Source organism: Flavobacterium sp. TMP13 (assembly GCF_050847115.1).
Taxonomy (GTDB): Bacteria; Bacteroidota; Bacteroidia; order Flavobacteriales; family Flavobacteriaceae; genus Flavobacterium.
On the sequence record NZ_CP193656.1, the window covers coordinates 78,867 to 101,331 of the forward strand.

General features: G+C 34.5%; 17 protein-coding genes. 9 read left to right on the forward strand and 8 right to left on the reverse strand.

Annotated features, from left to right (window positions below):
- Positions 1-14 precede the first annotated feature (14 nt).
- Positions 15-2,084: a polyphosphate kinase 1 gene (gene ppk1 / locus ACRASX_RS00355; protein WP_066305507.1), complete on the reverse strand. Its 2,070-nt coding sequence runs from the start codon at positions 2,082-2,084 to the stop codon at positions 15-17.
- Entirely contained in the window at positions 2,084-2,575 is a 492-nt protein-coding gene (locus tag ACRASX_RS00360; RefSeq protein ID WP_066305508.1) for a SixA phosphatase family protein, read from the reverse strand. The genes ppk1 and ACRASX_RS00360 overlap by 1 nt, the downstream gene beginning before the upstream one ends.
- 690 nt (positions 2,576-3,265) lie before the next feature.
- Between ACRASX_RS00360 and ACRASX_RS00365 the strand changes: the two genes are divergently transcribed.
- The 3 genes from ACRASX_RS00365 (at position 3,266) to ACRASX_RS00375 (ending at position 12,540) form a co-directional block, all read left to right on the forward strand.
- The gene (locus ACRASX_RS00365; protein WP_432222037.1) at positions 3,266-9,535 is read left to right on the forward strand and encodes a DUF7507 domain-containing protein; all 6,270 of its coding nucleotides are present in this window, start codon (positions 3,266-3,268) and stop codon (positions 9,533-9,535) included.
- 145 nt (positions 9,536-9,680) lie between these two features.
- On the forward strand, positions 9,681-10,592 hold the full coding sequence (locus ACRASX_RS00370) for a PorP/SprF family type IX secretion system membrane protein (protein ID WP_432222038.1): 912 nt from the start codon (positions 9,681-9,683) through the stop codon (positions 10,590-10,592).
- Positions 10,593-10,602: 10 nt separating this feature from the next.
- Complete coding sequence (locus ACRASX_RS00375) at positions 10,603-12,540, forward strand: OmpA family protein (protein ID WP_432222039.1); 1,938 nt, start codon at positions 10,603-10,605, stop codon at positions 12,538-12,540.
- Between the two features lie 165 nt (positions 12,541-12,705).
- On the opposite strand, the gene ACRASX_RS00380 is transcribed toward ACRASX_RS00375, so the two are convergent.
- From ACRASX_RS00380 to pyrR, 6 genes are all read right to left on the reverse strand, one after another.
- The gene (locus tag ACRASX_RS00380; RefSeq protein ID WP_066309640.1) at positions 12,706-13,227 is read right to left on the reverse strand and encodes a CAP domain-containing protein; all 522 of its coding nucleotides are present in this window, start codon (positions 13,225-13,227) and stop codon (positions 12,706-12,708) included.
- Between the two features lie 174 nt (positions 13,228-13,401).
- A complete protein-coding gene (gene pdxH / locus ACRASX_RS00385; protein WP_432222040.1) occupies positions 13,402-14,049 on the reverse strand; it encodes a pyridoxamine 5'-phosphate oxidase in 648 nt (215 codons plus the stop codon).
- On the reverse strand, positions 14,046-14,978 hold the full coding sequence (locus ACRASX_RS00390) for a ribonuclease Z (RefSeq protein WP_432222041.1): 933 nt from the start codon (positions 14,976-14,978) through the stop codon (positions 14,046-14,048). The genes pdxH and ACRASX_RS00390 overlap by 4 nt, the downstream gene beginning before the upstream one ends.
- 82 nt (positions 14,979-15,060) lie before the next feature.
- The gene (locus tag ACRASX_RS00395) at positions 15,061-15,393 is read right to left on the reverse strand and encodes a ribonuclease Z (protein WP_432222042.1); all 333 of its coding nucleotides are present in this window, start codon (positions 15,391-15,393) and stop codon (positions 15,061-15,063) included.
- A gap of 71 nt (positions 15,394-15,464) precedes the next feature.
- Positions 15,465-16,391, reverse strand: coding sequence for an aspartate carbamoyltransferase catalytic subunit (locus ACRASX_RS00400; RefSeq protein ID WP_066309652.1), 927 nt, complete (start codon positions 16,389-16,391; stop codon positions 15,465-15,467).
- A 50-nt stretch (positions 16,392-16,441) separates the two neighbouring features.
- Positions 16,442-16,981 (reverse strand): bifunctional pyr operon transcriptional regulator/uracil phosphoribosyltransferase PyrR, encoded by a 540-nt coding sequence (gene pyrR / locus ACRASX_RS00405; RefSeq protein ID WP_432222043.1) that lies wholly within the window; start codon positions 16,979-16,981, stop codon positions 16,442-16,444.
- 324 nt (positions 16,982-17,305) lie between these two features.
- Between pyrR and ACRASX_RS00410 the strand changes: the two genes are divergently transcribed.
- The 6 genes from ACRASX_RS00410 (at position 17,306) to gldI (ending at position 22,455) form a co-directional block, all read left to right on the forward strand.
- The gene (locus ACRASX_RS00410; protein ID WP_432222044.1) at positions 17,306-18,208 is read left to right on the forward strand and encodes a DnaJ C-terminal domain-containing protein; all 903 of its coding nucleotides are present in this window, start codon (positions 17,306-17,308) and stop codon (positions 18,206-18,208) included.
- A complete protein-coding gene (locus ACRASX_RS00415) occupies positions 18,201-18,503 on the forward strand; it encodes a chaperone modulator CbpM (protein WP_066309658.1) in 303 nt (100 codons plus the stop codon). The genes ACRASX_RS00410 and ACRASX_RS00415 overlap by 8 nt, the downstream gene beginning before the upstream one ends.
- Positions 18,504-18,896: 393 nt before the next feature.
- A complete protein-coding gene (locus tag ACRASX_RS00420) occupies positions 18,897-19,280 on the forward strand; it encodes a RidA family protein (protein ID WP_432222045.1) in 384 nt (127 codons plus the stop codon).
- A 198-nt stretch (positions 19,281-19,478) separates the two neighbouring features.
- On the forward strand, positions 19,479-20,735 hold the full coding sequence (locus tag ACRASX_RS00425; RefSeq protein ID WP_432223102.1) for a voltage-gated chloride channel family protein: 1,257 nt from the start codon (positions 19,479-19,481) through the stop codon (positions 20,733-20,735).
- A gap of 67 nt (positions 20,736-20,802) precedes the next feature.
- Complete coding sequence (locus tag ACRASX_RS00430; RefSeq protein ID WP_066309663.1) at positions 20,803-21,810, forward strand: DHH family phosphoesterase; 1,008 nt, start codon at positions 20,803-20,805, stop codon at positions 21,808-21,810.
- A gap of 3 nt (positions 21,811-21,813) precedes the next feature.
- Positions 21,814-22,455 carry a gliding motility-associated peptidyl-prolyl isomerase GldI gene (gene gldI / locus ACRASX_RS00435; RefSeq protein WP_066309665.1) on the forward strand — a complete coding sequence of 214 codons (642 nt, stop codon included), beginning with the start codon at positions 21,814-21,816 and terminating at the stop codon, positions 22,453-22,455.
- The last annotated feature ends 10 nt before the right edge of the window (positions 22,456-22,465 follow it).

Here is a 22,465-nt window from a genome sequence, read left to right on the forward strand (position 1 = left end):
AATGAACTATTTTTTTAAAGAATTTCTTCGATAACATCAACCTTATCCCGGTAATATTTGTAGGTTTCGAATTGTGCTCTAAAAATTGGATGGTGGTTTCTAACTTTATACTTATTATCCAATTTATATGAATGGTAGCGTACTTTTACATTTCCTTTCCACGCCAAATCAAAATTATCAATTAGTTCATTTTTAATGGACTGATCGTAGATCGGGCAAGTTACTTCTACCCGACCATCTAAATTTCTAGTCATAAAATCGGCTGAAGAAATATAAACTTCACTCAAACCGGCATTACCAAAAATATAAACTCGTGTATGCTCTAAATAATGATCTACTATACTAATAGCTTCAATATTTTCGCTCATTCCAGGTATTCCAGGAATTAAGGAACAAATACCACGGACTTGCAACTGAATTTTGACCCCTGCATTACTGGCTTCATACAATTTATCTATCATTTTAAAATCAGATAAACTGTTCATTTTTAACTTAATGAAGGTTTTACGACCTGCTAAGGCGTGTAAAATTTCGCGATCAATTAGTTTTACAAATTTGGAGCGTGTATAATGTGGAGAAACAATTAAATGCTTGTATCGGTGCACCCTATAATTGATATCAAAAAATTCGAAAATTTTCGCAATATCTTTTAAGATCTGTTGGTGACTCGTAAATAAAGTAACATCAGTATAAATTTTTGCGGTGGCTTCGTTAAAATTTCCTGTAGAAATAAAACCATATCTCATGATTTTTTCATCTTCTAATCGTTCGATGACACAAATTTTGCTGTGTACTTTCAAGCCTTTTATTCCAAAAATTAAATCGATTCCTTCTAATTGCATTTGCTCTGCATATGAAATATTAGAAGCTTCATCGAAACGCGCTTGCAACTCAATTTGAACGGTTACTTTTTTACCATTTTTGGCTGCATTTATTAACGAAGACACAATTTGCGAATTCTTTGCCAATCTATACAACGTAATTTTTATCGATACCACTTTTGGATCAAGAGCTGCTTCTCTCAAAAATTTAGTCACGTAAGAATACGATTGATAAGGAGCATTTAACAAATAATCTTTTTTACCAATGCTTTCTAAAATACTTCCTTCTAAGCTTAATCCTGGAATGGGCAAAGGAACATTTGTGGAGTACAATAAATCAAATCTCCCTAAATTAGGGAAATTCATATAATCTCTTCTGTTGTGATACCTTCCGCCTGGAATAATACTATCTGAAGATACAATTTTCATCTTTTCTAAGAAAAATTGTAGCGTGTCTTCTTCTATTAATTGGTCATAAATAAAGCGAACAGGCTCGCCAATTCGTCTGTCTTTTACGCTAGTAGATATTTTTTCGAGCATACTTTTACTCAAATCACTATCTATTTCTAACTGGGCATCACGAGTAATTTTGATCATGTGCGCCGATACACTTTTATAATCGAAAATATTAAAAATACTTTTGAGGTTGTGTCGAATTACATCATCAATTAAAATTAAATACTGCTTTTCATTATCTGATGGCAATACGACAAATCGATTGATCGTCATCGGAATTTCAATTACTGCATAACGAATTTCATCGTTCTTATTCATCTCTAAACGAACAGCAAGATAGCCTACAGTATCTTTTAATACTGGAAATTCGGCTAAATCATTTAAAATAATCGTAACTAATTCTGGACTTAATTTTTGGTTGAAATAGTCTTTTAAATATTCTTCTTGATCGTAGTTTATTTCATTTTCATTGATTATAAAAATGTTTTGTTTTTCGAGTTCCGTTTCAATAATACTCAAAATGCGCAAACTCTCCGACTGTTGCTGAATTACGATTTCGGTTATGTCTTTAATTAAATCTTGAGCTGAGATTCCTCCCAAATATTTCTCACCCGAAATACCTGACAAACTCAACCTTCGTATCGCAGCATAACGTACTCTAAAAAACTCGTCAAGGTTGTTCGAAAAAATTCCTAAAAAGCGTAATCTTTCGAGTAAAGGAACGGTTTCATCAGCAGCTTCTTGGAGTACTCTAGCATTAAATGACAACCAACTTTTTTCTCTATCTATATATTTTTGTTCGTGCACTATACTTTTTTTAAATCCTTTGGGAAAATAATTTTTTTGGTTTTACCTTTCTCTATTTCATTCCAACTTGATGCTTCAAATTGTAAAAATACAACACCCGAAGTCGGAACATTTTCGATAAAAACATCCCCAAATTTATTAACAAATTTCGTAATAGCCTCGTTATGCCCGAAAAGAATAACGCTCTCAAAACTATTATCACACGATTTGATCACATTTTCTAATTGTTTTCGATCGAATGTATATAAATCTTCTTTAAACTGAATACTTTCGATAGGATATGAAAGGTTTTGTGCAAATATAAGTGCCGTCTCTTTGGCTCTCGATGCGGGACTACTCCATATAATATAAGTTTTAGGCAAAAATTCTGCTATACCACTCGAAACTATATGTGCGTTTGAAATTCCTTTTATTGATAATGACCGATCAAAATCTTGCAACGGTGCTTCCCAACTTGATTTTGCATGACGAATTAGAATTAAGTTTTTCATAGAAAACAACATTTAATTAATAATTATTTAAAAAAAGAAGGTAAAGTCTAATTTACAAAAGAATAGGTTAGTCTGATATACTTTTACTGAAAATTTAAGATTAATTCCTTTTAGTAATTTTATTTATAAGTCTAAAAAGATACGGTTTATATTTGTTCGTGCCAACTTAGATTATTGTTAAATAAACTTTTAACGTAAAAAAACGTTCAGAAGCTTAGATGCCGTTTATCGAGCAATTTTGCTTTTAATCTATACTATTTAAAAGCGCTAAATAAACTAATAAACACTTAAAAATCAATTGATTATCTGTACTATTTTAAATCTAGTAAAGAATAACATTTCACATATTTTTAAGAGAAAATAGTAGTATTGTAGTAAAATGGGCTTGAATCTTAGAAATATTTAACAAAAAAAGAGTCTTTAATCGAGTTTTCAGGTTAGTTGTAGAGAATAATCAGCATATTAAATGAGTCTATATACATTTGATTCTGAAAAATAACAAGCTAGTATCAGCGATAAAATTTAAACTTCTCCAAAGTGCAAATTGCTGAATTTACACCTACTTAAAGTAGTTTGTTAAACGAAATGTTTTTGATATGTGGTTTAATTTTTCAGGCGCATGCTATGAAAAAACATAACAGAAAATTTTTATTAGTACCAAACCTTGGTAATAAATTTTAAAGCAATTGTATGAAAACGAAAACTACTCTACTATTATTATTATTTCTTTTTACCAGTACGATTTACTCGCAATCTGATACCGATCCTGATAATCTTGGCGGACCTGTTTATGTTGGAACAATTCCTGCTTTAACGGTTCCCAGTAACGATGCAAAATTAATGCGATCTAGCACTTCAAGGTTTAAAAGGGAAGCTGTAAATACTACAAACTTAGAATGGCCGAATGCTGGCGCAGTTCATATCGAAAAAACAGCACACGCAACAACCTTTCCTGATAAATGGAAAATTAATGTTATGGTAGAAGGAAAAAACATTCCTAAGACTACTGATGTTGTTCTTGTAATTGATGATTCTGGCAGTATGGAATCCAACTCAAAAATAACAACTGCCAAAGAAGCCGCGAAGAAATTTGTAAATGAACTTTTAACCAACTCAACCGGAATTCGTGTAGCCATTGTTACCATTAATAGTGAAAAATCAAGTGGAGTTCCACAAATAGATCATTCCTTTACTGACGATAGGTCACAATTACTCAATTCGATAAATAGTATTAGTGCCGCAGGAGGAACTAATTTACAAGGAGGTTTTTACGCTGCCAGAAGTTTAATGGATATAAGTGTTGCAAGTAAAAAGGTAGTGATATTGTTATCAGATGGAGAACCTACGTACAGTTATAAATCTACTCCATCAATAAATATCGACATGAATTGTGAGAATAAAAGTAATTTTAGTATCGTTAGAGAGTCGTTTGAAAGAGATCATTTAACAGTGTCAGCTAGCAATTATCTTAATGTTACAGGAAATGGTTCTAATTTTAAGTTTGCTTTATACTCTAAAAACATAAGCTGTGGCGCTGAAAAATACGATATAATTGCCGGTAATCATGGAATACCAACCGCTTACGAAGCAGCTCTACTTATAAATTCTGGTGTAGACGTTTATACAATAGGTTTTGGAGTAAGTGCGGGAGGAGAGGCAGAAAAAACGTTGCAAAAATCTCAAAGTAAAGGTTATTACCCTGCAAATACGAGCAACATTCAAAATATTTATTCGGCCATACGCTCGAACATCTCTTATGCTGCAACAAATGCAATATTAACAGATCCAATGAGTGGTTATATTGTTTTAGATGCTAATGTTGTTCCCTCTTTTTCAGTTTTACCAGTTGATACTGGTGATGTTGTTATTTCAAAAGGAACTATCAATTTTACGCAAAATGGTTCTGTGTTAAATGATCCCAATGTTCCTTCAAGCGGAAATAGTAATTTGATAAAATGGAAAATTACATGGAATATTGGAACTGTTTCAGAACTGGGAGAGAATATGAACTATTTTGTAACACTGGCTCCAAATACCAATCCGACTCTTTTATACGATGCCAATGAGCAAACCTATATGGATTATACCGATGTTAATGGCAATACTACTGCTAATCAAAAAACTCCAAATAATTTTACTATCCCTAAAGTAAGTGGCGGAAAAGGATCTATCGAAATCATTTACTACGCCGTAAATAGCGCTGGTGAACCGATAAATAGTTCGGGAACAGTTGTAAACAAAGAAAATGCGTTAAAGTTAATTCCTGGAAACAGCACCTATTTTAAATTTAATAATGAAACAGCTCTAACATTAAATCAATCGTACAGCGTTAACCCAGACGCTATTTACCAGTCGAATAACAACTCCTATCAACTGTTTTGTAGTTTTAGTGATACTGATAGTACACCGACAGCTACCGATCCAAATAAAAAAGTATGGTTTGGTTATTTTATCGACACACCTCCAATCGCAAGTGATCAGACCGAATGTAGCGACGGTACAGCAACACAAAAATTAACCGCTACTGCTACGACAACAAGTGGAACAATTAAATGGTATTTACTTGAAACGGGTGGAGCAGTTATAAATGATCCAGTTCAAATTGGTGTTGGAACCACAACATATTATGCAGAAGTATCCGACGGAAGTTGTACTACAGTAAAAAGAACTCCTGTAAAGTTGACTATTAAACTTTCTCCTGTAGCTGTAATAACTAGTAGCAAAGGACTAGAATTGAATTGTACTATTACAAGCACGACCTTAACTGCAAGCGGCGCAACCAGCTATTTATGGTCAAATGGAGAAACAACTCCAAGTATAACTGTGACTACTGCTGATAAATTTTCTGTAATTGTAACAAATGATAACGGTTGTACAGCCACTACTTGTGCAACTACCACTCTTGATACTACAGTTCCTGTAGCTGTAATAACTAATAGCAACGGACTGGAATTAAATTGTACTATTCCAAGCACGACCTTAACAGCAAGCGGAGGAACCAGCTATTTATGGTCAAATGGAGAAACAACTCCAAGTATAACTGTGACAACTGCTGATAAATTTTCTGTAATTGTAACAAATGAGAATGGTTGTACAGCCACAACTTGTGCAACTACCACTCTTGATACTACGGTTCCTGTAGCTGTAATAACTAGTAGCAACGGATTGGAATTGAATTGTACTATTACAAGCACGACCTTAACTGCAAGCGGCGGAACCAGCTATTTATGGTCAAATGGAGAAACAACTCCAAGTATAACTGTCACAACTGCTGAAAAATTTGCTGTAATTGTAACAAATGATAACGGTTGTACAGCCACTACTTGTGCAACTACCACTCTTGATACTACAGTTCCTATAGCTGTAATAACTAATAGCAACGGACTGGAATTAAATTGTACTATTACAAGCACGACCTTAACTGCAAGCGGCGGAGCCAGCTATTTATGGTCGAATGGAGAAACAACTCCAAGTATAACTGTCACAACTGCTGAAAAATTTGCTGTAATTGTAAGAAATGATAACGGTTGTACAGCCACTACTTGTGCAACTACCACTCTTGATACTACAGTTCCTGTAGCTGTAATAACTAATAGCAACGGACTGGAATTAAATTGTACTATTCCAAGCACGACCTTAACAGCAAGCGGAGGAACCAGCTATTTATGGTCAAATGGAGAAACAACTCCAAGTATAACTGTCACAACTGCTGAAAAATTTTCTGTAATTGTAACAAATGAGAATGGATGTACAGCAACTACTTGTGCAACTACCACTCTTGATACTGCAGTTCCTGTAGCCGTAATAACTAGTAGCAACGGATTGGAATTAAATTGTATTATTACAAGCACGACCTTAACTGCAAGCGGAGGAACCAGCTATTTATGGTCAAATGGAGAATCAACTCCAAGTATAACTGTGACAACTGCTGATAAATTTTCTGTAATTGTAACAAATGAGAATGGTTGTACAGCCACTACTTGTGCAACTACCACTCTTGATACTACGGTTCCTGTAGCTGTAATAACTAGTAGCAACGGATTGGAATTGAATTGTACTATTCCAAGCACAATTTTAACGGCAAGCGGCGGAACCAGCTATTTATGGTCTAATGGGGAAACAACTCCAAGTATAACTGTCACAACTGCTGATAAATTTTCTGTAATTGTAACAAATGAGAATGGATGTACAGCCACTACTTGTGCAACTACCACTCTTGATACTACAGTTCCTGTAGCTGTAATAACTAGTAGCAACGGAATGGAATTGAATTGTACTATTACAAGCACGACCTTAACTGCAAGCGGGGGAACCAGCTATTTATGGTCAAATGGAGAAACAACTTCAAGTATAACTGTGACAACTGCTGATAAATTTTCTGTAATTATAACAAATGAGAATGGCTGTACAGCAACTACTTGTGCAACTACCACTCTTGATACTACGGTTCCTGTAGCTGTAATAACTAGTAGCGATGGATTGGAATTAAATTGTACTATTCCAAGCACAATTTTAACGGCAAGCGGCGGAACCAGCTATTTATGGTCGAATGGAGAAACAACTCCAAGTATAACTGTGACAACTGCTGATAAATTTTCTGTAATTGTAACAAATGATAACGGTTGTACAGCCACTACTTGTGCAACTACCACTCTTGATACTACAGTTCCTCCAGCTGTAATAACTAGTAGCGATGGATTGGAATTGAATTGTACTATTCCAAGCACAATTTTAACGGCAAGCGGCGGAACCAGCTATTTATGGTCTAATGGAGAAACAACTCCAAGTATAACTGTGACAACTGCTGATAAATTTGCTGTAATTGTAACAAATGAGAATGGATGTACAGCCACTACTTGTGCAACTACCACTCTTGATACTACAGTTCCTATCATCTCTCTCTCATCTAAAGTGGACATTTATTGTTTAGATGGAAACAATGGTTCAATAACTATTACATCTTCAGAAAACTCAGGCGCTAATTTTTACGCATGGACAAAAAATAATATTGCCTATTCCACTTCTAAAGACTTAACAGAATTATCAGCAGGGATCTACACCGTTACTGCCACTAGTGCTAATGGCTGCTCATCCGAGCCATTCATCGTTACTATTAGTCAACCAACTACTTCATTAAGTGCCACTGCTGTCATCACCAACAATATCAATTGTATGGGATGTTCGAAAGGAGCTATAAATTTAACTGTATCTGGCGGAAATGACGGTATATACACGTATTTATGGTCCAATAATGAGACTACTAAAGATATTTCGAACTTATATAAAGGAGATTACAGTGTAGCAATAAAAGACTCGAAAGGTTGTACTGTAAATTACAATTATACTATTACTGAATCTGGAATTAGCATTACTAAAGAAGGTACTTATATTGATTCAAACAATGACGGAATCACAAATATTGGTGATGTAGTGGCCTATACTTTCGTAGTAAAAAACACAGGAAATGTAACTCTTATAAACCTTACAATTATTGATGACAATGCTATTGTTTCTAATAAAGCGATTGATACGCTTGCTGCTGGCGAAACAAACAGCACAACATTCACTGCTTCGCACATCATTACACAAAAAGACATTGATGCCGGAATTGTTTACAACCTTGCAACGGTAAAGAGCTACGATCCGAAAGGAAATTTAATTACGGCTACTTCTACAGATCCGACCCCTTGTACAAATTGTCCTCTTACTAATGAATGTGCTGATTGTACGACTACTGACTTAAACCAAAATCCGAGTTTAAAAGTTATAAAAAATACTTTGACTAGTAGCTTCAGTAAAATTGGTGATATACTTCTTTACACGATTGTTGTCGAAAATACTGGAAATGTAACTCTTCATCAAATACGTGTTCAAGATCCACTAACAGGTCTTGATGTGACTATCGAAGAATTACAACCAGGTCAAAAATCTAAAGAATACAGTCAAAGTTATACTGTCACACAACAAGACTTAATTAATAAGTCGGTGACAAATATCGCTACTGCTGAAGGTCTTAGTCCAAGTAATACCCTAATAAATGGAAGTGATACCGTTACGGCCAACCAAAGTAAAATGATTATTGACGCTGTTGATGATTCAAAAGATTCAGTTGATGCAACTAGTGGAATTAAAAATGTCTTGAATGTTTTGACAAATGATCGTTTAAACCAAATTCCAGTTATCCAACAAAATGTGACTTTAAATTTAGTTACTGCTGATGCGACTGGAATGTTATCCTTGAATCCGGATGGTTCTGTTGATGTAAAACAAGGAACTCCTGCAGGAACTTACACTTTAACGTACCAAATCTGTGAAATTCTAAATTCTGCCAATTGCGACACGGCAACTGTCACTATAAAAGTGATACAAAATGAGGTGCTAAAAATCACAGGCGACGCTTGTAATGCAGACACTTCAGTTACAGATTTGTCAAATTTATTGCCGTCAGGAACTTCTACTAATGGAACGTGGACTGATACAGAGCAATCAAATGCATTAAATGGCTCTCTATTATCCGCATTTGAATTAGAAATTCGTACGTACGTTTTTGAATATAAAATTATTGAAGAAACAGGAATTAAAATCTTTTTAATAAGCGTACAGATTAATGATGATTGCAAAGTTTTGCCTTGCGGAACTGTATTGGTGCACAATGCATTTTCTCCTAACGGCGATGGTACAAACGACTATTTTGCAATCGACAATATCGACGAAACAAATTGTTATGCAGAAAATAATGTTGAGATCTACAATCGTTGGGGAGTATTAGTTTTCGAAACTAAAAATTACAGCAATAGTAGCAATTACTTTGATGGAACATCTAGAGGCAGAACTACTATTAAAAAGGGTGATGGGTTACCAACCGGAACTTATTTCTACATTTTAAACTTCACCTCTGTTGATGGAAGTGGTACGACAATAAGCAATAAAAAAGACGGCTATCTATATCTCTCTAAATAAGAAAAACAGGGAGTTCCTGAACTCCCTTTCTTGCTTTTACAACTAATGCAATACCATTAAAAATAAGAATTCAAATTTAATTGTAATTCAATATCAAATGTTTGGCTATTCAACTCATATAATCACCTCACCATAAATATCTGCTATGAAAACAAAATTATTTACTTTCGTTTTGATGTGTACAGCTATTGTCAGTTTTGCTCAGCAAGATGCTCAATTCACCCAATATATGTACAACACAATTACTATAAATCCTGCTTATGCTGGCTCACGCGGCGCTTTAAGTATTTTTGGTTTGTACCGTGCGCAATGGGTAGGGTTAGACGGTGCTCCAAAAACAAGCGCATTCTCTGTGCATACACCCATAAATGGTAGTCGAGTAGGTTTAGGAGTTTCAGTTATAAATGACAAAATTGGACCCACCAATAACAACGACATTTCTGCCGATTTATCGTATACAATAAATACTTCTGAAACATTTAAATTATCATTTGGTATTAAGGCTACCGCAACTATTTTTAATTTAGATGTCAACAAGTTAAATCCTACGGACGCGAATGATCCGCAATTTCAAAACTTTGATACTGATTTTACACCCAATATTGGAGCGGGTATTTACTGGCATTCTGATAAGTTTTACTTAGGATTATCTGTTCCGAAATTTATAGAAACCAATCAGTATAGTGATAATGAAATCGCAATTTATAAAGAAAAAATAAATTACTACATGATCGCTGGTTACGTTTTTGACTTAAGCAGAGACATCAAATTTAAGCCAGCTGTTTTAACTAAACTAGTCGAAGGCGCTCCTTTGCAAGCGGACATTTCAGGAAATTTTATGTTTAATGAAAAGTTTGTGGTTGGAGTAGCCTACCGATGGAGTGCAGCTGTAAGTGCGATGGTAGGTTTTCAAGTGAGTAAAGGTTTTTATTTAGGCTACGGTTATGATCAGGAAACAACTAACTTAGACCGCTATAATTCGGGCTCTCACGAAATATTTTTGCGTTTTGAACTCTTCAAAAACAATAATAAAATGACTACTCCACGTTTCTTCTAAAAAAAATCCTATGAAAAATTATATACTCCTTTGCCTAATAATAATACCTGTTTTTTCATTTAACTGTTATTCGCAACAAAATAAAATTGCAGCTGCAGATAAGCAATACGACAATTATGCCTACGTAGATGCAATAAAAACGTATGAACGTGTTGCAAATAAAGGCTACAAATCGGAAGAAATGTTTAAGAAATTAGGTAATGCCTATTATTTCAATTCCGATTTAGAGCAATCTGCCAAGTGGTACGGTGAATTATTTGCAATGACAAAAGAGGTAGAAGCTGAATATTATTACCGTTATGCGCAATCTTTAAAATCAATTGGAGAAATAGAAAAAGCCAACCAAATTCTAGAAAGCTTTAGTAAAAGATCCAATAATGATTCTCGAGCCAAACTTTTTACTGAAGATCGTGATTACTTAAGTGAAATTAAGGCCAACTCTGGTCGCTATACGATTGCTAACAGCGATATTAATAGTTCGTACTCTGATTATGGTACTGCATTTTATTTAGATAAAATTGTGTTTGCGTCTGCTAGAGATACGGGTAGTTTTATGCAACGTAAACACAAATGGACAGGCGAATATTTTACAAATTTGTATGTTGCCGATCTAGATCAAGATTTCAATCCATCCAATGTTAGAAAATTTGACAAAACAGTCAATAGCAAATTTCACGAAGCGAGTCCAACCTATACTAAAGATGGATCAACGGTTTATTTTACTAGAAATAATTATATAAATGGGAAAAAAGGAAAAGATGCCAATAAGACTACGCTAGTGAAAATTTACAAAGCAACCATGAAAGATGGGAAATGGACTGATGTTGCAGAATTACCCTTCAACAGTGATAATTACAGCACCGCTCATCCCACCTTAAGTGTAGACGAGCAAATATTATACTTTGCTTCTGATATGCCTGGCGGTATGGGGCAATCAGATTTATATAAAGTAAAAGTTAATTATAACGGATCTTTTGGCCAACCTGAAAACTTAGGAAAAGAAATAAATACCGAAGGAAAAGAAACGTTTCCGTTCATAAGCAGCGAAAACGAGCTCTACTTTGCCTCTGACGGACATCCCGGTTTAGGTGGTTTGGATGTATTTGTTGCAGCAATTGATAAAGAAGGAAACGCTAAAAATGTTCAAAATATTGGTGCTGACATTAATTCGCCTAACGATGACTTTGCATACATTATTGATACCAAATCAAGGAAAGGTTTTTACAGTTCCAATAAAAAAGGTGGAGAAGGAAATGACGATATTTATCAATTTCTTGAAAATAAAAAACTATCCTGCACTCAAGAATTATTTGGTTTAGTAACCGATATAATAACTGAAGAAATTTTACCAAATACTAAAGTTTCTCTTTATGATAATCAAGCACAATTAATACATTCTACATTTTCAGATCCGACGGGAAATTACACCCTCACCGTAGACTGCGGAAAAGAGTATCTTGTTAGAGCCGAAAAAGAGAACTACAGCACTAAGGAAGTGATGATTAGCATTGGCTCATTAAGCGGAAAAACAAATTTACCAATCGCTTTGGAATCAGCAAAATGCAAAGTAGCCGTAGGAGATGATTTAGGAAAATGTTTCGGAATTAAAATGATATACTTTGACTTAGACCAATCGAATATTCGACCAGAAGCAGCGTTAGATTTAGAAAAAATAGTAGACGTATTGAGAGAGAATCCCAATATGAAATTAGACATTCGCTCGCATACTGACAGTCGCGCAACCGCAGCATACAACATGAAACTTTCTGACAAAAGAGCTAAATCGACCATTCAGTGGTTGATAAAAAATGGCATTGATCAAGCCCGTTTAACCGGAAAAGGGTACGGCGAAAGCGAGTTAGTAAATCACTGCGCTGATGAGGTAAAATGTTCAGAAGAAGAACATCAGATGAACAGACGAAGTGAATTTATAATAACCACTCTTTAACCAAACCATATTTCCTTAAAAAAGTCTTTTCTTCCCGAAAAGGCTTTTTTTTAACCAAAAAAAGCCGCTAATAAATTAGCGGCTAAAAGACAATGTGTCTTAAATAAATAAAACGAAAATAATTAAAAAGGGCTCTTTTTCTTTGTAGTCAATACTCGAAAGAAATTATATTTTTGCAAAAATGTTTGTATAGTAGGTTTTACCGGTTTCACTATCCACGGTAATTGAAATTCCGAAATGAGTGTAATCTCCTTCAACGTTTATTTTATGATCGGGACTATTTAACCATGCTTTTAAAGCTGCTTCGGGAGTCTTATAATTGTAAGCTAAATTCTCTCCTACTTTTATCGCTCCCAATTTTTTTATTATATCATTTGATCTTGACACAAAATCATCGTGACTAATATGTTGCTGAATAATCATATACGCATTGTGCTTTTGAGAAACTGTAGAAATATAATTCGCTTTTTGCAATTCCGATAGCCCAACGCTCACTCGATAGTCGTTCACTAATTGAAGTGTTGCTGATTCAGCACTACTGTAGTCATAAGCAGTATCGGTCCAGTTACTATTTTTAGCTGTAGAAGATTTACCGTCTAACAAATCTGATTCGAAAGATTCGCCAGAACAAGAAACGAACGTGCATGCTAAGAAAAAAACCGCTAGTAATTTTGATGTAGGTTTCATAATCTTGTAGTTTAAATTAAAGTAGATTGTGGGGCAAACTCTTTTTATTATTTAATATTACATTTTTTCGTTGTGATAAACTTAACACAGTTATCGTTTAAACACCAAAAAAAACCGATGAACTACATCGATTTCGTAATTAAATAAAATTTAACTTACAAAACTAGACAAGAGCTATGGAGCTAACCTATCAATTTTCCATAAATAGTTGTCTTGCAACTGATATCTAATGCGATCGTGAAGACGATTTGCTCTTCCTTGCCAAAATTCAACAGAAACAGGAACTACTAGAAAGCCTCCCCAATGTTCAGGGCGATTAATTTCTTTGCCTTTATATTGTGTTTCTAATTGCTTTAAATTTTGCTCTAAAAAGACACGAGACGGAATAACGTGACTTTGATCAGACACTATTGCGCCAAGCTTACTGCCTTCTGGTCTACTGTCAAAATAGTTGTCAGAGATGTTGCTGGCTACTTTTTGTGCTTTACCTTTTATAATTACTTGTCGCTCCATTCCTTGCCAAAAAAAAGACAAGCAAACATTTGGATTGTTTAAAATTGCTTTTCCTTTTTCGGAATCGTAATTAGTATAAAAAATAAAGCCTTCTTCATTAAATTTTTTGAGCAGAACTACTCTCGTTTTCGGAAAACCATCTAAACCAATAGTCGCAACCGACATTGCATTTACCTCATCACGGCCGTCACCCAATTCTTCTACCTCGTGAAACCATTTGTTAAAAAGATTAATTGGATCTTCTGGAATTGTCGTTTCTAATAATTCACTTTTCTCGTATGATTTTCTATAATTGCTTAAATCGCTCATTGGTTGTTTTTTAAAATTAAAGAATCAAATTCAAAAGAAGCGCCGTCATCTCCTAATTTTACATTTTCAAAAATAGTTTGCGCTTCTTCTTTAAATAAGGAAATCCGCTCATAGCGAGTGGAATAATGTCCTAAAATTAATTGTTTTACATTTGCTTTTAAGGCTATTGTTGCCGCTTCTTTTGCAGTAGAATGCAGTGTTTTTTTGGCTAATTCTGCTTCACTTTGTAAAAATGTTGTTTCGTGATATAGCACAGTAGCGTTTGCAATAATCGGAATAATAGCTTCAAAATAAGCGGTGTCGGAGCAAAAAGCATAGCTCTGAGGAGCTGGTCCGTCAAAAGACAATTCTTCATTTGCGATTACTGTTCCGTTTTCTAAGGTCACGCTTCCTCCCTTTTTTATTTTAAGAAAATAACAGGTATCAATTTTATAATTTTCAACTGCAGCAACATTCAATTTCCTATCGTTTTCTTTTTCCTGAAATAAAAATCCGTTGGTGTAGACCCTATGCTTAAGCGGAATAGTGCGCACAATTACTTTGTCATCTTCAAAAATAATTTCACTTTCTTTACTTGCTAATTCCGTAAAAGACAACTCGTAGTTTGGCCAAGAATTAGAAAGCTTTAATTGCAATAATATAATTTCTTTGATTCCTTTTGGACCGTAAATATGCAAATTGGTTGTTCTACCTAGCAAAGAAAAAGTAGAAATTAAACCAATTAGCCCAAAAAAATGATCGCCATGCAAATGCGAAATGAAAATGCGATTGATTTTAGAAAACTTAATTTTATTTTTGCGCAATTGTACCTGAGTTCCTTCGCCACAATCAATTAAAAAGAGTTTGTTTTTAATCTCTAAAACTTGTGCGGTAGGATTGGTAAATGTACGAGGAGTTGCGGCGTAACAGCCTAATATAGTAAGTTTCACTTTTCGTTTATTTTATCGTTACGGGGTTATGTTATCCGAGAATAACAAGTAAACGATTCCACGAATAAACAGTTAATCCAATTTAAAAACCTAAATCACGCTCAATTTCTTCCATTTCAATTATATCGTGCGCTTCTAATAAAGAAGGAACGACGGTTAATTTACTTGGAACTTCATTAAAATCAATATCATCAACTGCAATAACAAATGATTTTTTTGATTTTTTATGTATCTTAGAAAGAGGCTTGAATTGAGTGATATCTTTGATAGTAATGTCTGAACAACGCAGTAAATCAATAATAATATTGCTGTTCTCAAAAGTTTTATACTGGTGGGTAATTTTCATTACAAATGCTGTAAAGTCCCCTTCAGTATTTTTAATCGAAACGGTATGTCCTTTTTGATCAACTTTCATTTTTGTGCTTATTTTACAGATTATACAAACAAATTAGATTCAATAAGCTAAGGTAGTTGATATTTTTAAAACTATTGAATTTTTGAAGCCAAAAGATAGATAACCGCCATACGGATAGCCACTCCATTTTCGACTTGGTTTAAAATTACTGAGTGACTCGAATCGGCCACTTCTGAAGTAATTTCTACCCCACGATTAATTGGTCCAGGGTGCATAATTACAATTTCTTTATTTAAAGAATTCAGCAATTGCAAATCAACACCATATTGTTGTGAGTATTCGCGAGTTGATGGAAAAAAGTTTACGTCCATGCGCTCGTTTTGTACGCGAAGCATATTGGCAACATCACACCATTCTAAAGCTTTTCTTAAATTGGATTCAACAGTAACTCCCAAAGATTCAATGTATTTAGGGATCAAAGTTTTGGGTCCGCAAACTTTTACCTCGGCTCCTTGCATTTGCAAGGCATAAATATTAGATAAAGCTACTCGCGAGTGCAAAACATCGCCCACGATTACTACTTTCTTACCCGCTACATCGCCTAGTTTTTCTCTAATAGAGTAACTGTCCAATAACGCCTGTGTGGGATGTTCGTGTGCACCATCGCCTGCATTTACTATACTTGCTTTTACGTTTTTGGATAAAAAATAAGCGGCACCAGGATTAGAATGTCGCATGACAACCATATCTACTTTCATAGACAATATGTTGTTTACCGTGTCAATAAGTGTTTCTCCTTTTTTTACCGAAGATTGTGCGGCAGAAAAACTAATTACATCGGCAGAAAGTCTTTTTTGAGCCAGCTCAAAAGAAAGTTTGGTTCTGGTACTGTTTTCAAAGAAAATATTGGCAATGGTAATATCTCGTAATGAAGGAACTTTTTTAATTGGCCTATTAATGACTTCTTTAAAATGATCGGCAGTTTCAAAAATTAGGTTAATATCATTCTCATTGATGTACTTAATTCCTAACAAATGATTTACGCTTAATTCTTTCATTTTTATACGGTTATTATTTTTTAAAGTTTAAATGTAAAATGGTTTCCGAATTAATTCGTTACTAAATAAACAGCATCTTCACCCTCATTTTCTTTCCAACTCACTTTAACTTTTTCATCATTAATAGCATCTACTTGCCTGCCTCGATAATCGGGCTGAATGGGTAAATTTCGACTAAAACGACGGTCAATTAACACTAATAATTCTATTTCTGCAGGTCGTCCAAACGATTGAATAGCCGTTAATGCCGAACGAATACTTCGACCCGTGTACAAGACGTCATCAATAAAAATAACTTTCTTGTTTTCGACTATAAAATTAAGCTTGGTTTTATTGGCTTCAAGAGGTTTTTCGGTTCTCCTGAAATCATCTCTAAAGAAAGTAATGTCTAAATATCCTAAAGTAATTTCGGGTGTTCTATATTCTCCTTCTAAAATTTGTTTCAAACGTTCTGCTAAAAAAACGCCTCTGGGCTGAATACCTACTAAAACAGTATCAGAGAAATCAAGGTGTTTTTCTATCAACTGACAAGCCAAACGATGCAGTATGATAGTAACTTCTTTAGCATTAAGTAATACTTTTTGACTCATAGTTAAGTGAAATGTTTGGACGGACAAATATACAAAATCAGAAGCACAACGGTATTAAATTTATTTCAATAAAATAAATATTGTTTTAGTGCTGGACAGATCAGCCAGAAATAGAATTAAATTCTGATCCAGTTGATTACTTTAATTCATAAGTAACGAGATAAAAACACAAACAAATAGATGTCAAAAACTACTTATTAGTCAATGCAATCGATAAATTAAATGCGACAAACACCTGTTTTAAATCATTCAAAACAAAACCATTACTAAACTTTTATCACTAACTTTGAGAATAGCAGATCTAAAAAAATTAAATAAAAACATATGGCAGTTATAGATTATTATGCCACTTTAGGCATTACCAAATCGGCAACAGAAGCCGAAATTAAAAAAGCATACCGCAAATTGGCGCGAAAATTTCACCCCGATGTAAATCCGAACGACAAAGAAGCACAACATAAATTTCAGGAAATAAACGAGGCAAATGAAGTACTTAGCCATGTCGAGAACAGAAAAAAATACGATAAATACGGAAAAGATTGGCAGCATGCAGATGAATATGAAAAGGCAGGTTATAACCCGAATCAGCAAAGTTCGCGCAGACCACAAGGTTCGCAATCACAGGCCTATTCGGATTTTTCTGAAGGAGATTTTTCAGATTTCTTTAGTTCGATGTACGGCGGAACGGGAGGCGGAAGACAATCTAAATACAGAGGACAAGATTTTAATGCCGAATTAAATTTAGATTTAAAATCAGCTTACAACACCCATAAGCAAAGTTTGACCGTAAACGGTAAAAATATTCGCATTACTATTCCGGCTGGTGTAGAAAACGGCCAAGTAATCAAGATTCCAAATCACGGTGGCACTGGAGCAAATGGAGGTCCTAATGGCGATTTGTTTATTACTTTTATTATTCCAAATGAAGGTGATTTTCAACGAGAAGGTTCCAATTTGTATGCTACTGTAGACCTAGATTTATATACCGCTTTATTAGGTGGTGATTTTTTTGTGCCCACATTTGATGGGAAAGTAAAAGTGAAAGTGGCCGAAAGCACTCAAAATGGAACGAAAGTAAAACTAAAAGGCAAAGGCTTCCCGATTTATAAAAAAGAAAATCATTTTGGCGATTTATACATCACTTATAATGTAAAATTGCCAACAAACTTAAGCGAACAAGAGAAAAAATTAGTTGAAGAACTATCTAAATTAAGAAACAATGAGTAATGCTAACTTAATACTAATTAGACAATTTTGTGTTGTACATGAAATAGAATATACCTTTATTACTGACCTTAAAAATTATGGATTAATTGACGTTGTGATAGAAGAAAATGAGGAGTTTCTGCACCACGAGCAACTTCCTACCGTAGAAAAAATGATCCGTTTGCATTATGATTTAAAAGTAAACCTAGAAGGAATTGATGTAATTACCAATTTGCTAGAAAAAATTGAAAACTTGCAGCAAAATTTAACTTCGAGCCAAAATAAATTAAGATTGTACGAAAGGGAAAAATTTTAATTTATATTTCTTTACAAATTTCATGAAGAAAAAGTAAACAGATATTATACTGACTTGCGCACATAAAAAATGACCCTGATGCCACTAATCTGTGACAAAAAATTTCAAATAATGTCTAATTAAATTTTTAAATCATACCCTGAAAATTTTACAGCCATCTCATGCAAATTATACACATTAAAAAGAAAAAAGATAATCCCGATTTGATAAATCAAAGTGACAAAAAAAGATTTTATTTTAGCTATAGTATTGAAAAATAATAACAAAATTTCCGATTTTTAGCAATTTTAAACCTAATCTTCTTTCTTGCTTTTTCTTAAATTGCAATCTATTAAATGACATTAGTATAAAACAATTTCTGTTCAAAAGACATTCAAAATTTAACCACAAAAAATGAAAAGAGAAAACATCTTAACAGGTTCTCCTTGGGAAGACAAAATGGGATATTGTCGTGCCGTGCGCATTGGTAATATTATCGAAGTTTCTGGAACTGTTGCTATCGTTGATGGCGACAAAGTAAAAGCCGACGACGCTTTTGCTCAAACCATGAACATACTAGAACGAGTTGAAAAAGTACTTGAAGATTTAAACGTAGGAATGAAAGATGTCATTCGCACCCGAATTTTCACCACCAATGTCGATACTTTTGAAGACGTAGCCAGAGCGCACGCTTCTTTTTTTAAAGACATCAAACCCACAACAGGTTTTTACGGAATTAACCAATTGGTCTCACCTGACTATTTGGTAGAAATCGAATTTACTGCTGTAATGCAATAGAAAAACTGTGCAATTAAAATCGAAAAAAGTTCGTTACAACAAATCAATTACCATTCGGTTAAATCTGATCTTACATTATAAAGGGTTGACTTTTTAAGTTTTCAATTCCTGAAGATTTGTGGTAAAAAAACAGAAATAGCAAGTTTAAACGGTTTGATTTAATTATTTTTGCGATCTATAAAACATCGACTAATTTTGATCCACACTAAAAAACTCAATACTCTTATTTCGTTAGCTTTAAAATGGCTCTTAATCTGCCTCTTAATCGGGTTTTTATCAGGAACAGCCTCAGCATTTTTTCTCGTTGCTTTGCAATGGGCAACCGATTTACGCTTAGATAATCATTGGCTTATTTGGCTGTTGCCAATTGGCGGTTTCTTAGTAGGTTTAAGCTATTATTATTGGGGAAATGATGTCGTAAAAGGCAATAATTTATTATTAGAAGAATACCACGAACCCAAAAAAGTCATTCCGTTTAAAATGGCGCCCCTCGTACTTTTTGGCACAATAATTACCCATTTATTTGGAGGTTCTGCTGGACGAGAAGGTACCGCAGTGCAAATGGGTGGAGCGATAGCAGACCAATTTAAATCGATTTTTAAACTCACCGATAACGATCGAAAAACATTATTGATATTAGGAATTAGCTCCGGTTTTGCTTCGGTTTTTGGCACTCCACTTACGGGCGCTATTTTTGCGATCGAAGTCGTTTTTTTTAGTAGAATTAACTACAAAGCCATTCCGCTTTCATTTATTGTGGCTTATGTTTCTTATTTTACGGTCGAAATTTGGCAAGTTGCACATACACATTATAGCATTCCGTTTGTGCCGGCGATGACGATAACCAACTTAGGTTACACCGTTGGAGTCAGTATTTTATTTGGAATAGCAGCCTTACTATTTTCGAGAGGAACGCACTTTTGGAGCGGACTTTTTGGCAAATTAATTCCGTATCCCCCGCTACGTCCTTTTGTTGGCGGCGCTATTTTAGCAGTTGTATTTTTAAATTTCAACTTTTTAAAGTTCGAAGGTTTAGGTGTTCCTGCCATTGTAGATTCCTTTTCAATTACAAGCGAATGGTCTGATTTTTTACTTAAAATTTTGTTTACCAGTTTCACTTTAGGTGCTGGTTTTAAAGGAGGCGAAGTAACCCCACTGTTTTTTGTAGGTGCAACTTTGGGTAGTGCCTTATCGTTGGTAGTACCATTGCCCATGGCACTTTTGGCCGGAATGGGATTTGTCGCAGTATTTTCTGGAGCGACTCACACCCCAATTGCTTGCACCGTTATGGGAATGGAATTATTTGGTTTAGAATGCGGACTTTTTGTCGCCGTAGCCTGTGTAATTGCGTACTTTGCTTCGGGTTCTGTCGGAATTTATAAATCGCAAATCGTTAAAGGACCAAAATACAATTTCTACCAAAAATTGCGCAGACGCGACCTTAAAAACCTGTGATACTTAAAAGGATGTTAATCTGGTAAATGTTTTCAAGTTTACATTAAAAAAATGTAAATTCGCACACATGAAAACAGAAGATATCCAAGCCATACAAGAGTTGTTAGCTACACCCAAAAAAATTGCCATTATTCCCCATCGCGGGCCTGATGGAGACGCTATGGGCTCTACGCTAGCGTTATATCATTTTTTACTAAAATACGATCATCAACCAACGGTGATTGCTCCCAATGAATTTCCTGATTTTTTAGCTTGGTTACCTGGTTCAGAAACAGTTAAAGTTTTTGAAAAAGACAAATTAAACTGCGCTAAAATCCTAGAAGAGGCCGAGGTAATTTTTACTTTAGATTTTAATGCATTACATCGCACAGGGGAAATGGAACATACTTTGGCGAAATTAAAAGCGCCATTTATCATGATCGATCACCATCAAAAACCGGACGATTATGCTGCTTTTACCTATTCTGACACTTCGTTTGGCTCTACTTGCGAAATGATTTATAATTTCATTTCCTTCTTAGATAGAAAACACGCTATTGATAAAACCATAGCTACTTGTATTTATACGGGAATTTTAACTGATTCGGGTTCGTTCCGTTTTCCTGGAACAACGGGGAATACGCACAGAATTATTGCAGAATTAATTGATTTAGGAGTTGAAAATACGCAAATCCCAGTTTTACTTTTTGAGAATAGTTCATTCAGTCGTTTGCAATTGTTAGGAAGAGCGCTGCAGAACATGAAAGTTTTTCAAGAATACAAAGCGTCTTTCACTACTTTAACACAAGAAGAATTAGATGCTTTTGATTATATCAAAGGGGATACGGAAGGGATTGTTAATTACGGATTGAGTATGAAAGGGATTGTTTTTACAGCGATTTTCATCGAAAATAAAGAAGAAAAAATAATCAAAATTTCATTTAGATCTCAAGGTGGCTTTGACGTGAATGAATTTTCTAGAACTCATTTTGGCGGCGGAGGCCACAGCAATGCGGCTGGTGGAAAATCAGATTTAAGCATGAGTGAGACAATAACAAAATTTGAAGGTTTACTTACAAATCTTAACATCCAATAACGAATGAACTATTTAAAAATCAGTTTAATGCTCTTTGCTGTCGCGCTTTTGTTAGCGAGTTGCAAACAACATGAGTCAGCCAGAAAGCCAATTTCTCGAAGCTCAGGCAGTTTCATGAAACAATCTGCAGAGCGAAACAAAAAGCTAGTCGCGAGCGAAGAAGATCAAATTAAAGCGATTATCAAAAAAAATCCTAAAATCGAATATATTGCTTCTACAAAGGGATATTGGTACTATTACGATGTTAAAAATGCGACCGACACCTTAACTCCAAAAAGAGGAGATGTTGCTTTTTTTACTTACGAAATCAAAAATTTAAAAGGAGACATCATTTATTCTGAATTGGAACTGCGTCCGCAAACTTATTTTGTAGACAAACAAGAAATTATGATGGGATTGCGTGATGCCATCAAGTTAATGCATAAAAAAGAAACAGTTAATTTTCTTTTTCCTTCACACATCGCTTACGGATATCATGGAGACAATAAAAAAATAGGAATAAACCAACCTATAATGTGCACAGTAACTTTAACCAATTTTGTTTCTGAAGCTACTTACAAAAAATATACTGGCGTTAAAAAAGAAACGACAGAACCAGCAATTACACCTGCACCAAGTGCTACCATTAATGACACATTAAATTAACAATCAATAC